This is a genomic window from Nocardioides sp. Leaf285, from assembly GCF_001422955.1.
In the GTDB taxonomy this organism is placed as follows: Bacteria; Actinomycetota; Actinomycetes; order Propionibacteriales; family Nocardioidaceae; genus Nocardioides; species Nocardioides kribbensis.
Map to the genome: position 1 here is coordinate 712,734 of NZ_LMNH01000001.1, position 14,440 is coordinate 727,173.

The following is a 14,440-nucleotide window of genomic DNA, read 5'->3' on the forward strand; positions in this document are numbered from 1 at the left end:
CGAGGGACTCCCGCCGGTTTTGTCCGTGAAGGGTGTTGGAACGTTCCAAGACAGCGCTAGGGTGAGGGACGTGCGTAGAGCCAAGATCGTCTGCACCCTGGGTCCCGCGACCTCGTCGCCGAGGCGCATCCGTGAGCTGGTGTACGCCGGCATGGACGTCGCCCGGCTGAACATGAGCCACGGCAGCCACGCCGACCACGCGGAGAGCTACCGGCTGGTCCGCGAGGCCTCCGACGCCAGTGGCCACGGGGTCGGCATCTTCGCCGACCTGCAGGGCCCCAAGATCCGCCTGGAGCGCTTCGCCGACGGGCCGGTCGTGCTGCGACGCGGACAGGTCTGGACGATCACGACCCGCGACGTGCCCGGCGACATCGAGAGCTGCGGCACGACCTACAAGGGCCTGCCGGGCGACGTCGGCGTGGGCGACCCGATTCTCATCGACGACGGCAAGATCCGGCTGCGGGTCACCGGCGTCGACGACACCGACGTGACGACGGAGGTGCTGGTCGGCGGCAAGGTCTCCGACAACAAGGGCATCAACCTGCCCGGCGTCGCGGTCTCGGTGCCGGCGCTGTCGGAGAAGGACGTCGAGGACCTGCGCTTCGCGCTGTCGCTCTCGGTCGACTTCATCGCGCTGTCCTTCGTGCGCGACGCCCAGGACGCCGAGGACGTGCGGGCCATCATGCGCGAGGAGGGCGTCATGGTGCCCGTCATCGCCAAGATCGAGAAGCCGCAGGCCATCGAGAACCTCGACGAGGTCGTCGCGGCCTTCGACGGCATCATGGTCGCCCGCGGCGACCTGGCCGTGGAGTGCCCGCTCGAGGACGTGCCGTTCCTGCAGAAGCAGATCATCCAGAAGGCCCGGCTCAACGCGAAGCCGGTCATCGTGGCGACCCAGATGCTCGAGTCGATGATCTCCAGCCCCTCGCCCACGCGGGCCGAGGCCTCCGACGTCGCCAACGCGGTGCTCGACGGCTCCGACGCCGTCATGCTGTCGGGGGAGACCGGGGTGGGGGAGTACCCCGTCGTCACCGTCGAGACGATGGGCCGCATCATCTCCTCCACCGAGCGCCAGGCCCTCTCGGCCGGCGCCGTCGCCGGGGTCCGAGAGATCGACTGGGACCCCCACACCAACGGCGGCGTGATCGCCAAGGCGGCCGCCGAGGTCGCCGAGCGCGTGGGCGCCAAGTACGTCGTGGCCTTCACCCAGTCCGGTGACTCCGCCCGGCGGATGTCGCGGCTGCGCGGCCCGATCCCGATCCTGGCCTTCACCCCCGAGGCGGTCGTGCGCTCGCAGCTCTCGCTGAGCTGGGGTGTGGAGACCTTCAAGACCGCGCCCGTCGAGCACACCGACGAGATGGTGCGCCAGGTCGACGAGCAGCTGCTGCGCATCGGCCGTGTGCAGGAGGGCGACCTGGTGGTGATCATCGCCGGTGCGCCCCCCGGCATCCCGGGGTCGACCAACGCGCTGCGCATCCACCGGATGGGCGATGCGATCAACGAGGTCGCCCCCGCCTACCGTCGCCCGGAGGCCTGAGGCGGGTCCTGCGGACCTCTCGGGCAGAGGATCAGCCCTTGAGCCCCACCAGCGCGTCGAGGCGGGCCACGCCGGCGCGCGTGGAGACGCTGATCGTGCGGTACGCCGACTGCCGCCAGGCCACCTCCACCAGGTCGAGGGCCCAGCAGCACAGGCCACGGATGTCGGCCGAGGCGTTCACGAACTGCCAGCGGGGGTAGTCGTAGCGGCGCACCGTGCCGTCACGCAGCCGCCGCGACGTCCAGTTGGCGCTGCGTGAGCCGTCGGAGTGGAACAGCCCGCGCAGGAAGGCGGCGGGGTGCGCCTCGACCGCCTTGCGCTGCCAGGCCTCGAGCACGATCGGGCGCTCGTGCTTGCGGCCGGGTCCGTGCTGGGGGAACAGGCAGGGCCAGTGGCGCCAGTTGACGTGGACCACCGTCGTGCCAGGAGCGGACACCCGGAACACCCGGGCCCGCGGGCGGACCTGCGCGACCACCGTGGCCACGTCCTCCACGATGCCGGGCAGGGAGGCGTCACACGCGACCCGCAGCGACACGGTGCGCCTCTGCTGCGAGACGCAGCCGTCGCCGAGGTAGTAGCCGAGGAGGACGGCGTAGGGCTCAGCCGCCAGCGGAGCCTCGCCACACGTCGGGCAGTCGACGTCGCGCCGGCGGTGCCGATCCTCCCGCCAGCGCCCGAGCCGCCAGTCGCGGACGGTCGTGCGGGCCACCCCGAGGCGGAGCCCGATCTCGCTGTCGCTGGCGCCACCCTCGTGCTCCCGCCGGGCGGCGGCGACCAGCTCGTCGGGGTGCATGGCCCCAGGGTCCCCTCACGCACCGACATTCCTGGGGGAGCCGTACGGGTGCCCCGGGTGGGATTCGAACCCACACTGCATGGTGTTTGAGACCATCGCCTCTGCCGTTGGGCTACCGGGGCCACGACGCGCGCAGACGCTACCCGACGGTGCTACGGGCTCAACAGTCGACAAAAGTCGACCAGATCACTACAGTTTGAGTCATGGCGAGGGCAGTGATCGGCAGGGGCGGCCGCTGGGCGCCGTGGCGGTGGGCGCGCGCCAGCCACGAGCGCGCGGTGCGCAACGCCCGCGAGGGTGCCACCGACGCCGCCCGTCGGCGCCTCGAGCGGGCCGAGGTCGAGCTCTTCCTCGCCACGCCCCGCACGGCGCGGCGCGCGCAGCGCCCGGCCTGACGAGCGGGGCGCCGCCTCCCGACGCCCTCCTGACGCTCCGACCGGGGTGGGACACGTGCGGGCCCCGCCGGTCGGCGCCTCGCGGTCTCGCGCTCGGCCGCGGCGCGGCGGGCGATAGCCTGTCGCCGTGACCGACGCCCCCGCCCCCGCCGCGCCCAGCACCCGGACGGTCGTGATCGCCGAGGACGAGGTGCTCATCCGCATGGACCTCGCCGAGATGCTCACCGAGGAGGGCTGGTCGGTGGTGGGGCAGGCCGGCGACGGGGCCAAGGCCATCGAGCTGGCCGAGCAGCTGCGCCCCGACCTGGTCATCCTCGACGTGAAGATGCCGGTGCTCGACGGCATCGCCGCCGCCGAGTCCATCGCCGGTCAGCGGCTCGCGCCGGTCGTCATCCTCACCGCCTTCTCCCAGCGCGAGCTGGTCGAGCGGGCCCGCGACGCCGGTGCCATGGCCTACCTGGTGAAGCCCTTCACCCAGAGCGACCTGGTGCCGGCCATCGAGATGGCGGTCAGCCGCTTCGCCGAGGTGCAGCAGCTGGAGACCGAGGTCGCCGACCTCACCGAGCGGCTCGAGACCCGCAAGGCCGTCGACCGGGCCAAGGGCATCCTCCAGGAGCAGCTGAAGGTCTCCGAGCCCGAGGCCTTCCGCTGGATCCAGAAGACCGCGATGGACCTGCGGCTCTCGATGCGCCAGGTGGCCGAGGGGGTCGTCACCCACGGCCCCGGCATCGCCTCCGGCCCCGGTTCCTGACCGCGGCGCCGGGCGGCGCCCGTCGGTCCCCGGACGTCCCGCGCCCGTCTGGGCCCGGGTCGGGGGCGCCCGCGTGCCCGGGTGCCTGCATCAGGGTTGTCACCGTTTGGTGTCGGTCCGTCACAGAGCCCTTGCGCGACCCCCGCCGACCCCTACACTCCTCGCAGCCCTCGCCGGAAGTGCGTGGAACGACAGGAGTTGTGTGTGGCTTCGCGATTGATGGCGCTCCTCGCGCTCGTGGCGGCCTCGCTGGTGGCGGTCCTGCTGCCACTGGCCGCCCACGCCGGGACGACGAGCCCCAGCCCCAGCCCGTCCAGCAGTCCGTCGGCGGAGTCCTCGGCCTCTCCTGGGGCGTCGCCCTCGGGTGACGCCGGCGCCCCGCAGCCGACGATCGGTCCTGACGAGACCGGCATCAACGTCCTCCTCACCGACAGCTCCGACCTCGACGCCGAGGGCAACGGCACGCCGATCCCCGACGTCGGCCTGACCGTCACCGACGAGTCCGACCAGGAGGTCGGCGAGGGCGTCACCGACGCCGAGGGACGCGCCATCATCGCCGTCCCGTCGAAGGGCACCTACACCGTGACCCTCGACGAGGCGACGCTGCCGGAGGGGGTGGAGCTCGACTCCGACACGCCCTCCTCGGTGACCGTCGTCGCGCGTCTCGACGGCCCCAACAACTTCGGCGCCTTCCCGATCGGTGTCGTCGCGGCCGACACCGCGACCTTCGCCGACAAGCTGGCCGCGGCCCTGGTCTCCGGGGTGAAGTTCGGCCTCATCGTGGCCCTCGCGGCCCTCGGCCTGTCGCTGATCTTCGGCGCCACCGGCCTGACGAACTTCTCCCACGGCGAGCTGATCACCCTCGGCGGCATCTCGGCCTACGTCGCCAACCGCACCTTCGGCCTGCCCGTCATCGTGGCCGGCATCGTGGCGGTGGTCGTCTGCGCGGCCTTCGGCTGGGCCCAGGACCGCGCGCTGTGGAGACCGCTGCGCGCCCGCGGCACCGGGCTGATCGCGATGATGATCGTCTCGATCGGGTTCGGCCTCTTCCTGCGCAGCCTCTACCAGTACTTCTTCTCCAGCTCGACCAAGTCGCTCTCGGAGTACACCAGCCAGGCGCGCGAGAGCTACGGGCCGATCGCGCTGGCCGACAAGGAGCTCGCGATCATCCTGATCGCGCTCGTGGCGATCGCCGCGGTCTGCGTGGCGCTCATGCGCACCCGCCTCGGCAAGGCCATGCGCGCGGTCTCCGACAACCCCGCCCTGGCCGCCTCCTCCGGCATGCGCGTCGACGGCGTCATCAGCTACGCCTGGATCCTCGGCACCGCACTGTCCGGGCTGTCGGGCGTGCTGCTGGCCATCAACAGCCAGGTCAACTTCCTGATGGGCTTCAAGCTGCTGCTGCTGGTCTTCGCGGCGGTCACGCTGGGCGGCCTCGGCACCATCTGGGGCGCGCTGTTCGGCTCGATGGTGATCGGCCTGATGGTCGAGGTCGGCCCCCTCTTCGGGGTGCCCTCGTCGATCAAGGAGGTCGGCGCCCTCGTCGTGCTCATCCTCATCCTGCTGATCAGACCCCAAGGCATCCTGGGTCGTCGCGAGCGGATCGGTTAAGGACCCCGACATGGACTTCACAGACATCTTCTCGACGGCCCTGACCCAGGCCCTGGGTCCCAACGCCATCGTCTACGCCCTGGCCGCGATCGGCCTCAACATCCACTTCGGCTACACCGGCCTGCTCAACTTCGGCCAGGCCGGTTTCATGGCCGTGGGTGCCTACGGCCTCGCCGTCACCGTGGTCGTGGCCGGGCTGCCCTTCGGCGTGGGCCTGGTGATGGCCTTCGCCGCCCCGCTGCTGCTCGCCGTGCTGCTCGGGTTCCCGACCCTGCGGCTGCGGGCCGACTACCTCGCCATCGCCACCATCGCGACGGCGGAGATCCTGCGCCTGGTCTTCGGCTCGGTGGAGATGAAGGACTACTTCGGTGGCTCCAACGGGCTCACCGGCTACTCCAGCGTCTACAAGGACCTCAACCCCTACTCCGAGGGCATCGACTGGGGCATCGTGCGCTACAGCCGCGACGACCTCTGGTCGGTCACGGTGGGCTGGGTCCTCGTGGCCCTCGGCTGCCTCATCGTGTTCGCGCTGATGCGCAGCCCGTGGGGTCGCGTGCTCCGCTCGATCCGCGAGGACGAGGACGCCGTGCGCTCGCTGGGCAAGAACGTCTTCGCCTACAAGATGCAGGCGCTCATCCTGGGCGGCATGTTCGGTGGCCTGGCCGGTCTGTTCCTGGCCCTGAAGCAGTCCTCGGTCGTGCCGAGCGACTACTCCACCAACATCACCTTCTACGCCTACACCGCGCTGCTGCTCGGTGGTGCGGCCCGGGTGCTCGGTCCCGTGGTGGGCGCGATCATCTTCTGGTTCCTGCTGTCCGGCCTCGGCTCGTTCTTCGGCCAGGCCACCTCGGGCGTCGACCCGCTGATCCCCAGCTGGATCATGGACGACACCCAGTCCAGCCTCGTCCGCTTCATCATCACCGGACTGGCACTGATGCTGCTGATGATCTACCGACCACAGGGGATCTTCGGTGACCGGAGGGAGATCGCGATCGATGGACGCTGACTCGACAGGGCGCGCCGGCCTCGCCGGCGTCCCCACCGACCCCGGGGCCCGCAAGCCCGACCCGCTGATCGTCGGCGACAACATCTCCCGCGCCTTCGGCGGCCTCAAGGCCGTCGACGTGGAGCACCTGGAGATCCAGCGCGGCGTCATCACCGCGCTGATCGGGCCCAACGGCGCCGGCAAGACCACGCTGTTCAACCTGCTCACCGGCTTCGACGCCCCCGACACGGGCGACTGGAGCTTCAACGGCAAGCCCCTCAGCGGGGTCGCGGCCTACAAGGTCGCCCGCCGCGGCATGGTGCGCACCTTCCAGCTGACCAAGGTGCTCTCCAAGCTGACAGTCATCGAGAACATGCGCCTGGGGGCGACCGGCCAGCGCGGCGAGCGCTTCTGGTCGGCACCCTTCAAGTCGCTGTGGTCCTCGCAGGAGGACGAGATCACGCGTCGTGCCGACGAGCTGCTGGTGCGCTTCAAGCTCGACGCCAAGCGCGAGGACTTCGCCGGCTCGCTCTCGGGCGGTCAGCGCAAGCTCCTCGAGATGGCGCGCGCGCTGATGGTCGACCCGGAGCTGATCATGCTCGACGAGCCGATGGCGGGTGTGAACCCGGCGCTCAAGCAGTCGCTGCTCGGCCACGTGCAGTCCCTGCGCGACGAGGGCCGCACCGTGCTCTTCGTCGAGCACGACATGGACATGGTGCGTCACATCTCCGACTGGGTCATCGTCATGGCGCAGGGCCAGATCGTCGCCGAGGGCACCCCGGCCTCGGTGATGGCCGACCAGCGCGTCATCGACGCCTACCTCGGCGCCCACCACGACACCGACCTCAGCGAGATGGACGAAGAGGCCATCATGGAAGAGGCCATGGCCGAGATCGAGGGGACCAAGGAATGAGCGGCACCACCGAGCCCGACAGCCCCGAGCGCCGCGCCCACGAGGCCGGCGCCGAGGGCGCCGTCCTGCGGGCCGACAACCTGATCGCGGGCTACCTCCCGGGTGTCAACATCCTCAACGGCGCCGACTTCTACTGCCAGCCCGGTGAGCTGGTCGGCATCATCGGACCCAACGGCGCCGGGAAGTCGACGCTGCTCAAGGCGCTCTTCGGCCTGGTCAAGATCCACACCGGCCAGGTCACGCTCAAGGGCGAGGCGATCACCAACAAGCGGGCCGACCAGCTCGTGGCGCAGGGCATCGGCTTCGTGCCGCAGACCAACAACGTCTTCCCGAGCCTCACCATCGAGGAGAACCTCGAGATGGGCTGCTACCAGGCTCCCAAGACGTTCCAGGACCGCTTCGACTTCGTCACCGACCTCTTCCCGACCCTCGGCACCCGGCGCAAGCAGCGCGCGGGCTCGCTGTCGGGCGGCGAGCGTCAGATGGTGGCGATGGGCCGCGCCCTCATGATGGACCCGTCGGTCCTGCTGCTCGACGAGCCGTCGGCGGGTCTGTCGCCGGTGATGCAGGACGAGGTCTTCGTGCAGACCCGCAAGATCAACCAGGCCGGGGTCTCGGTCGTCATGGTCGAGCAGAACGCCCGTCGCTGCCTGCAGATCTGCGACCGCGGCTACGTCCTCGACCAGGGACGCAGCGCCTACACCGGCACGGGCCGCTCGCTGGCCGACGACCCGAAGGTCATCGAGCTGTACCTCGGCACGCTGGGCAAGCAGGCCTCCTGAGCCGGCCCCACCTCGGCTGCGGGAAGCGGTCCCGCTCCTGCGGGAGCAGGAGCGGGACCGCACCCGTGTCGCTGCCGGGTGTCGTCGACCGGGGGCCGGGTCCTCCTTGGCTGCCCCCTCCACGATGGTGGACATGACCGCACTCGCCAGCGAGCACCTGACCGCCCTCGCCCGGGAGCACCTCGACGAGGCGGGCGCGAGGGCCTGGCTCGGGCTGCTCCGCCCGGCGGTGCTGCTGAGACCCGCCGGGCCGGGGGAGCCGGCGGTGGCGCGGCTCGGTGGGTCGCCCGACCTCCCACCGGGCGCCGACCGCCCGCGGTGGCCGGGTGAGGGTCGGCTGCGCCTCGTCGCCGAGGTGGACCTCGCCGCGGTGGCCGCCGCCGGCCTCGACGCCGGCCTGCGGCTGGCGAGCACCGGACGGCTGCTCGCGTTCTGCTACGACGACCCCGACGGCACCGGTGCGATCGTCGACGCCGCCGATCCCGGCACCGCGGCGGGGTGGCGACTGCTCCACCTGGAGGGGGTCGGGCCGGCCCTGGGGGCGCACGCCGCGCTCGCCGGCGTCCAGGTCCTCACCTGGCCCGACAGCGAGCACCCGGTGCTCGAGATCGCCGGGGTCGAGCTCCCCGACGCCATGGAGGAGCGTCTGGGGGAGCTGCTCGACGACGCGGTCGGTGAGGACGCGGTCGGTCACCAGCTCGGAGGCTGGGCCCGTCCGGTGCAGGGAGCGGTGGAGTGGGAGGCGGCCGAGGCCCGGCTGGGCGCGGCGACGTGGGACGAGGAGCACCGCCGCGAGGCGCTGCGGTGGCGCCCGCTGCTGCAGGTCGACGGCGGCGCGGACTCCGCCTGGGGCGACGCGGGCTGCCTCTACTGGCTCGCCCGCACCGACGGCACACGACCGCCGGAGCCCTCCGAGCTGGGCTTCACCTGGCAGACCGGCTGAGTCGGCCGGGGTGCCGGGCGCGGTGGTCGCTCCACAGCAGGACCAGCATGTGCGGCACCGTCAGGGCCAGCAGGAGCAGCAGCGTCGTGGCGAGCGCGCGGCTCGGGTCGGCGGCGCGCACGGACCCCGCGAGGAGGGCGGCGAGCACGGCCGTGGCCGCGAGGGTGGGCCACGCCGCGCGGCCGGCCAGGACGCGCACCGCTCGGGCGGGGTCACCCGCGGCGACCCAGGAGGCGCAGTGCCGGTCGTCGAGCAGCAGGCGGGCGCAGTGGCGCAGACCGTGCCAGCCGCCGAACCACAGGGCGAAGGCGGCGAGCGGCGGCACGACCGCGCCGAGGAGGCCGAGCATCAGCACGTCGGCGGCGACCTGACGCCGGCCCGCCCGCAGCGCGGCCGTCGTCGCCACCGCTGCGGCCGCGACCCAGGTCGCGGCGAGCGCGGCCCGCACGACGGGCTCGCCCAGGAGCGGCCCGAGTCCGGGGGAGACCGCGGTGCCGACGTCGACCAGGAGCGGCCCGGCGCGGGCCAGCGGCAGCAGCAGGGCGCCGGCTCCCGCGAGAGCGACCGCGACCGACACGACGGGGCCGGGCCGCCACCCGGAGACCTCCCTGACGACCTCGAGCTCGCCGAGGCCGAAGTGCACCACGCTGAGCACCAGCACCGCGACCAGGGCCACCGGCCCCGCGGTGGCGAGCAGGACCCAGCTCACCGCGGCGACCGCGGCGTACGCGAGGGCGACCACGGGCCACGGCCGGCGGGTGAGCCGCGCGGCCACGACGTGGTCGACGGCCCCGTGCGGCAGGCCGAGGAGCAGCCCGGCGCCCGCGACGGCGAGCACGAGGGGACCCGAGACCCCGGCGGGGACCGGCGCCGCCGCCAGCACGACGGCCCCGCCGACGGCCACGACCGCGAGTCGGCGCGACCAGCGGCACGCGGTGCGGAGCACGTCGACGCGCGCCGGCCCGCCGGCGGGGGCGAGTCGGGGCTCGAGGACGGTCACACCGCGAGTATCGACCTCGGCGACGGCCTCGGGGACCCCTGGACGGCAAAATCTCAACAAAGGATTGAAATATCTTGTTGAAGTTCGCGTGGAGGTCCACACTGAGGCTGCGTCAGCGGCCCACCACGGCCCGCATCGGCGCAGGTCAGCGCCACTTGTGCTGACCTGAGGGCGCCGTCGCCCTCCTCGGCCACACGTCAACGGAGGTCGTTCCAGTGATTCCCGATCAACTCACCCAGGGCCAGTACGACACGGTCTACAACCTGCTGTCGCTGGTCATCGCGGCCCAGCTGTTCACCGCGCTGTTCCTCGTCGCCGCCCAGCCGCGCGTGCTGCCGCGCTACCGGCAGGCGCTCCTGGTCTCCGCGGTGGTGTGCGGCATCGCCGCCTACCACTACTTCCGCATCTTCAGCTCCTTCAAGGAGGCCTTCGTCACCGACGCGGTCGGGGGCGAGGGCACCTACACCCAGGCCGTCGGTGCGTCGTTCAACGAGGGCTACCGCTACGTCGACTGGCTGCTCACGGTGCCGCTCCTGCTCGTGGAGCTGGTCGTCGTCCTCGCCCTGGCCCGCAAGCTCCAGGCGTCGCTGCTGTGGCGGCTCGTGCCGGCCTCGGCGCTGATGATCGTCCTGGGCTACCCGGGGGAGATCAGCGACAGCGACGCCCTGCGCCACGTGTTCGGGCTGCTGTCGACCCTGCCGTTCCTCTACATCCTCTACGTGCTCTTCGTGGAGCTGACCCGGTCGCTGGACCGCCAGCCGCCCGCGGTGCGCCAGACCATCTCGCGGCTGCGGATCCTGCTCTTCGCCTCGTGGGGGGTCTACCCGATCGCCTACCTGCTGCCCCTGCTCGGCTTCGACGGCTCCGACGCCTGGGTCGGCAAGCAGGCCGGCTACTCCATCGCCGACATCCTGGCCAAGGCGCTCTACGGCCTGCTCATCTACCGCATCGCGCGCCTGAAGTCCTTCGCCGACGACCCGGCCTTCGAGGCCGCGGAGGAGGGCACGGCGCTCGAGCGGCCCGCCTCGACCCGGGACCGCGCGGCGTCCACCACCACGGTGGCCTGAGCGGGGGGACCGGTGCGCGCGTCGCCCGGTCCCTCCCGCTCCCGTCCGGGCGGGACGGCGCAGGGCCCCGGAGCGGTGCTCCGGGGCCCTGCGGATGAAGCGGGTGCTGGTGGTGCGGTGCCGCGGTCGGCTCAGATGTCGCCGCTGATGTAGTCCACCGGCGAGATCTTGTTCTGCGCGTCGTACTCGTAGATGCCGATCGACGCCGAGGTCGGGCTGCCCAGGTCGCTCAGCTCGATGGGGCCGGAGACACCGTCGTAGTCGATGTCCTCGCCGTCGGCCAGCAGGCCGGCGCACTCCTCGAAGGTGGTGCACGTCGTGCCCTCGCGGGTCACGTCGGGGATCTGCTCGGCGATGGCGTCACCGGCGTCGCTGTCGGCCGCGATCGCGGCCAGGGCGGAGACGATGGTGGCGTCGTAGGACTCCGCGGCGTAGGCGTAGTCCTTGAGGTTGTCGTCGACCGTGGCCAGGCGGTCCTTGAAGTCGGCCGCGGTCTCGGCGCCCGGGATCGTGCCCTTGGTGCCCTCGAGGGTGCCGTCGGGCAGCGGAGCGGTGGCCGACTTGTCGTAGTTGGCGGTGTTGCCGTCGACGAAGTAGGTCGGCAGGTCCTGCGGACCGGCGCCGGCCTGGATCAGCTGCGGGATGATCGAGGTGGTCTCCTCGAAGGCGACCAGCACGACGGCGTCGGCGCCGGAGCCCGCGATCTCCTCCACCTGCGAGTCGTAGGACTGGGCCTTCTCGCCGTAGAACACGGTGGCGGCGACCTGGCTGCCGGCGTTCTCCAGGTTGGTGGCGATCTGCTCGGCCAGGGTCTCGCCGTAGGCGTCCTGGCGGGCGAGGATCGCGACGTTCTGGCGACCGTCCTGCAGCAGCAGGTTGGCCATGACCGCACCCTGGAGGATGTCGGAGGGGGCGGTGCGGAAGTAGTTGTCCGGCTCCGCGTAGTCGCCCTCGTCGAAGGCGGTGGAGGTGTTGGCCGGGGAGAACATGACCGCGCCCGAGGACATGATCTTGTCGATCACGGTGAGCGAGACGCCCGAGGACGCGGCACCGACGATGACGTCGGCGCCCCCGTCGAGGAGCTTGTCGGTCTCGGCCGGGGCGATACCGGAGTCGGTGTCGCCCGAGTCGCCGCGGACGCTCTCGACGTCGGCACCGAGGACGCCGCCGGCCTCGTTGATGTCGTTGACGGCCAGGTCGACGCCGGCGAACTCCGGCGGGCCGAGGAAGGCCAGGCTGCCGGTCTGCGGGAGCAGCGTGCCGAACACCAGGGTGCCGTCGCCCTCCGCGGTCGGGGCCGAGGACCCGCTGTCGGAGCTGGTGGAGCTGGGCTCCTCGTCGCCCGAGTCGCTGCCGCAGCCTGCGAGCACCATCGCGCTGGCAGCCGCAACGGCGGCGAGGCGGATCGTGGTGGATCTACGCTTCATCTGTCCTCCGGGATCTCGTGGCACCGTGGTCGGGGTCACGGCACAGGAGGCAACCTAGTGCGCAGGGGCCGCTTTGGTACCCCGCTTGCGCAGGCTGAAACGTTTGTGGCCGATTCGTGACCTTGGGGCCGGATCGGTGCCCCCGGGGCCCCGTCACGCGAGGATCAGCGGTACGCCGCGAGCGCCGTCACCAGCAGCGGGGCCACGAGCAGCGCCGGCAGCAGGTCGGCCACGGCCACCTCGCGGATGCGCAGCAGCCGCAGCGCGACCCCGACGAGCAGCAGCCCGCCGGTGGCCGTGATCGCGGCGAGCTGGGCGTCGGGGAGCACGTCGCCCAGCGCGAGCCCGACCAGGGTGAGCCCGCCCTGCACGGTGACGACGGTGAGCACCGAGGCGGCCACGCCCCACCCGAAGGAGGCCGCGAAGGCGATGGCGGCGAAGAAGTCGAGGGTCGACTTCAGGTAGAGCTGGTCGGCGCCGTTGCCGAGGCCGTCGTTGAGGGAGCCCAGGATGGTCAGCGGCCCGGTGCAGAAGACCAGCGAGGCCACGACGAAGCCCTCGACGAAGCGCCGCCGCCGCTCGCCCGCCGCCGCTCCCGGTCCGGCGGTGTCCGGCACCGCGGCGTCCGGTGCTGCGTCACCCGACCCGGAGCCCCCGCCCAGGCGGCGCTGCAGCCAGGCTCCCAGCTGCTCGACGCGCTGCTCCAGGCGCAGCGTGGAGCCGACGATCCCGCCGACCAGCATGGCGCCGAGGACGACGAGCATCGGGGCGCTGCTGCCGACGGCGTCGCTCAGGTCGGGGGAGAGCACCTCCATCGCCGAGGTGGCGGCGATGAGCAGCGTGACGAGGCCGAGGGCGTCGGTGACCAGCTCGCGGGTGCGGGTCGGCAGCCGGTTGCCCAGCAGGACGCCCAGCCCGGAGCCCAGCAGGACCGTCGCGACGTTGACGAGCGTGCCGGCACCGGGGATCACGGGACTCCTCTGACAGTCGATCGGGTGGGAGCGTAGTCTCGACGGCGCGTCACACGCACGAAGGGGGCTCGCCGGGGGGCGCCCACCACGGACGGGCCCTGCCGAGGGCCCAGGGGAGGGTCGGGTCGATGACACGCTCGCAGGTCTCGCTGCGGCCCGCCGAGGTCGCCGACGCCCTGTTCCTGGCCGAGCTGTGGGCCGACTCGCTGCGTCGCACCGACCTGCAGGAGCAGGTCGCCGACCTCGAGGTGGTCATCAAGTCGGCCGCCGACTCGCCCGAGCAGCGGCTGCTGGTGGCCGAGCACGACGGCGAGCCGGCCGGCGCGGTCTACCTCCGCGTGGCCACGGTCAGCCCGATCAACCTCGAGCCGGTCGTGCAGGCGCTCTCGCCCCACGTCCTGCCGGCCTACCGCCGCCGCGGCATCGGCCGCACCCTCATGGAGTCGGCCGTCGCCTACGCCGAGGAGCTCGGCGTCGCCCACGTGATGACCGCGGCCGACTCCGGCTCCCGCGACGCCAACCGCTTCATGGCCCGCCTCGCGCTCGCCCCGCAGGCGACCGTCAGGGTCGCGGCCACCGCGCTGGTGCGCAGCAAGATCGAGGCCCAGCGCCCCGGCACCGGGCGCGGGCTCACCAGCCGGCAGCGCGGGCAGGTGCTCGCCGCCCGCCGCTCGCTGCGGCGCAAGGAGTCCCAGGCCGAGGCCTGAGCCCGCTCCGTCGACAGGGCCCCGGCCGGTCCGAGGACCACCCGGGGCGCCGGGTCACATGCCCAGCTGCTCCTTGGGCACTAGCGCGCAGGTGATGCGCGCGGTGCAGACCCGCTTGCCGCGCTCGTCGGTGACCACGACCTCGAAGCACGCCGAGGAGCGCCCCAGGTGCACCGGGGTCGCGGTGCCCGTCACCAGGCCCGCGGTCGCCGAGCGGTGGTGGGTGGCGTTGATGTCGACGCCCACCGCGACCTTGCCGAGCGGGTCGGCGTGCAGCGCCGAGCCCATCGAGCCGAGGCTCTCGGCCAGCACGACCGAGGCCCCGCCGTGCAGCAGGCCGTAGGGCTGGGTGTTGCCCTCGACGGGCATGGTCGCCACGACCCTGTCGGCGGAGAACTCGACGAGCTCGATGCCCATCTTCTCGTTCAGCCCACCCATGCCGTGGGGCAGGGAGGCCATCAGGTCGTCGGTGGACCGGGGTGCGGAGGTCTCGCTCATGGGGCTCAACCTAGCGGGGGTCGCGGCACCGGCCGGGCCCTCCGGCGGCGCGGGTGGCGG

15 protein-coding genes and 1 tRNA gene are annotated in these 14,440 nt (G+C 72.4%); 10 read left to right on the top strand and 6 right to left on the bottom strand.

Annotation, left to right across the window (positions count from 1 at the left end):
- Positions 1 to 70 precede the first annotated feature (70 nt).
- Complete coding sequence (pyk, locus tag ASF47_RS03330; RefSeq protein WP_056862531.1) at positions 71 to 1,537, top strand: pyruvate kinase; 1,467 nt, start codon at positions 71 to 73, stop codon at positions 1,535 to 1,537.
- Between the two features lie 31 nt (positions 1,538 to 1,568).
- Here pyk and ASF47_RS03335 read toward each other — a convergent pair whose 3' ends face one another.
- Both ASF47_RS03335 and ASF47_RS03340 read right to left on the bottom strand, forming a co-directional pair.
- Positions 1,569 to 2,330, bottom strand: coding sequence for a hypothetical protein (locus ASF47_RS03335; RefSeq protein ID WP_056862532.1), 762 nt, complete (start codon positions 2,328 to 2,330; stop codon positions 1,569 to 1,571).
- A gap of 49 nt (positions 2,331 to 2,379) precedes the next feature.
- Positions 2,380 to 2,452, bottom strand: a tRNA-Leu gene (locus tag ASF47_RS03340).
- An 81-nt stretch (positions 2,453 to 2,533) separates the two neighbouring features.
- Here ASF47_RS03340 and ASF47_RS03345 point away from each other — a divergent pair.
- The 7 genes from ASF47_RS03345 (at position 2,534) to ASF47_RS03375 (ending at position 8,710) form a co-directional block, all read left to right on the top strand.
- The gene (locus tag ASF47_RS03345) at positions 2,534 to 2,725 is read left to right on the top strand and encodes a hypothetical protein (protein ID WP_156697703.1); all 192 of its coding nucleotides are present in this window, start codon (positions 2,534 to 2,536) and stop codon (positions 2,723 to 2,725) included.
- A 127-nt stretch (positions 2,726 to 2,852) separates the two neighbouring features.
- On the top strand, positions 2,853 to 3,476 hold the full coding sequence (locus tag ASF47_RS03350) for an ANTAR domain-containing response regulator (RefSeq protein ID WP_056862534.1): 624 nt from the start codon (positions 2,853 to 2,855) through the stop codon (positions 3,474 to 3,476).
- 204 nt (positions 3,477 to 3,680) lie between these two features.
- A complete protein-coding gene (locus ASF47_RS03355; RefSeq protein WP_156697704.1) occupies positions 3,681 to 5,087 on the top strand; it encodes an ABC transporter permease subunit in 1,407 nt (468 codons plus the stop codon).
- Between the two features lie 10 nt (positions 5,088 to 5,097).
- Positions 5,098 to 6,093, top strand: coding sequence for a branched-chain amino acid ABC transporter permease (locus ASF47_RS03360; RefSeq protein WP_056862536.1), 996 nt, complete (start codon positions 5,098 to 5,100; stop codon positions 6,091 to 6,093).
- Complete coding sequence (locus ASF47_RS03365; protein ID WP_056862537.1) at positions 6,083 to 6,985, top strand: ABC transporter ATP-binding protein; 903 nt, start codon at positions 6,083 to 6,085, stop codon at positions 6,983 to 6,985. Before ASF47_RS03360 ends, ASF47_RS03365 begins: the two co-directional genes overlap by 11 nt.
- Positions 6,982 to 7,767 (top strand): ABC transporter ATP-binding protein, encoded by a 786-nt coding sequence (locus ASF47_RS03370; protein ID WP_056862538.1) that lies wholly within the window; start codon positions 6,982 to 6,984, stop codon positions 7,765 to 7,767. The genes ASF47_RS03365 and ASF47_RS03370 overlap by 4 nt, the downstream gene beginning before the upstream one ends.
- A 133-nt stretch (positions 7,768 to 7,900) precedes the next feature.
- Positions 7,901 to 8,710, top strand: a complete 810-nt coding sequence (locus ASF47_RS03375) for a DUF1963 domain-containing protein (protein ID WP_056862539.1) — start codon at positions 7,901 to 7,903, stop codon at positions 8,708 to 8,710.
- Here ASF47_RS03375 and ASF47_RS03380 read toward each other — a convergent pair.
- On the bottom strand, positions 8,691 to 9,710 hold the full coding sequence (locus tag ASF47_RS03380) for a beta-carotene 15,15'-dioxygenase, Brp/Blh family (protein WP_056862540.1): 1,020 nt from the start codon (positions 9,708 to 9,710) through the stop codon (positions 8,691 to 8,693). The genes ASF47_RS03375 and ASF47_RS03380 overlap by 20 nt on opposite strands.
- A 215-nt stretch (positions 9,711 to 9,925) precedes the next feature.
- Between ASF47_RS03380 and ASF47_RS03385 the strand changes: the two genes are divergently transcribed.
- Positions 9,926 to 10,777, top strand: coding sequence for a bacteriorhodopsin-like (locus ASF47_RS03385; RefSeq protein WP_082499943.1), 852 nt, complete (start codon positions 9,926 to 9,928; stop codon positions 10,775 to 10,777).
- Between the two features lie 131 nt (positions 10,778 to 10,908).
- On the opposite strand, the gene ASF47_RS03390 is transcribed toward ASF47_RS03385, so the two are convergent.
- The gene (locus ASF47_RS03390) at positions 10,909 to 12,204 is read right to left on the bottom strand and encodes an ABC transporter substrate-binding protein (RefSeq protein ID WP_056862541.1); all 1,296 of its coding nucleotides are present in this window, start codon (positions 12,202 to 12,204) and stop codon (positions 10,909 to 10,911) included.
- A gap of 164 nt (positions 12,205 to 12,368) precedes the next feature.
- Complete coding sequence (locus tag ASF47_RS03395) at positions 12,369 to 13,175, bottom strand: DUF554 domain-containing protein (RefSeq protein ID WP_200918927.1); 807 nt, start codon at positions 13,173 to 13,175, stop codon at positions 12,369 to 12,371.
- Between the two features lie 128 nt (positions 13,176 to 13,303).
- Between ASF47_RS03395 and ASF47_RS03400 the strand changes: the two genes are divergently transcribed.
- Positions 13,304 to 13,882 carry a GNAT family N-acetyltransferase gene (locus tag ASF47_RS03400; protein ID WP_056862542.1) on the top strand — a complete coding sequence of 193 codons (579 nt, stop codon included), beginning with the start codon at positions 13,304 to 13,306 and terminating at the stop codon, positions 13,880 to 13,882.
- 54 nt (positions 13,883 to 13,936) lie between these two features.
- Here the strand turns inward: ASF47_RS03400 and ASF47_RS03405 are convergent, their stop codons facing one another.
- The gene (locus tag ASF47_RS03405; RefSeq protein ID WP_056862543.1) at positions 13,937 to 14,380 is read right to left on the bottom strand and encodes a PaaI family thioesterase; all 444 of its coding nucleotides are present in this window, start codon (positions 14,378 to 14,380) and stop codon (positions 13,937 to 13,939) included.
- Positions 14,381 to 14,440: the final 60 nt, after the last annotated feature.

Coding starts and splice junctions, on each gene's coding strand:
- ASF47_RS03405 (WP_056862543.1), bottom strand. CDS start 14,380: ATGAGCGAGACCTCCGCACCCCGGTCCACCGACGACCTGATGGCCTCC.
- ASF47_RS03345 (WP_156697703.1), top strand. CDS start 2,534: ATGGCGAGGGCAGTGATCGGCAGGGGCGGCCGCTGGGCGCCGTGGCGG.
- ASF47_RS03370 (WP_056862538.1), top strand. CDS start 6,982: ATGAGCGGCACCACCGAGCCCGACAGCCCCGAGCGCCGCGCCCACGAG.
- ASF47_RS03360 (WP_056862536.1), top strand. CDS start 5,098: ATGGACTTCACAGACATCTTCTCGACGGCCCTGACCCAGGCCCTGGGT.
- ASF47_RS03375 (WP_056862539.1), top strand. CDS start 7,901: ATGACCGCACTCGCCAGCGAGCACCTGACCGCCCTCGCCCGGGAGCAC.
- ASF47_RS03365 (WP_056862537.1), top strand. CDS start 6,083: ATGGACGCTGACTCGACAGGGCGCGCCGGCCTCGCCGGCGTCCCCACC.
- ASF47_RS03400 (WP_056862542.1), top strand. CDS start 13,304: ATGACACGCTCGCAGGTCTCGCTGCGGCCCGCCGAGGTCGCCGACGCC.
- ASF47_RS03390 (WP_056862541.1), bottom strand. CDS start 12,204: ATGAAGCGTAGATCCACCACGATCCGCCTCGCCGCCGTTGCGGCTGCC.
- ASF47_RS03335 (WP_056862532.1), bottom strand. CDS start 2,330: ATGCACCCCGACGAGCTGGTCGCCGCCGCCCGGCGGGAGCACGAGGGT.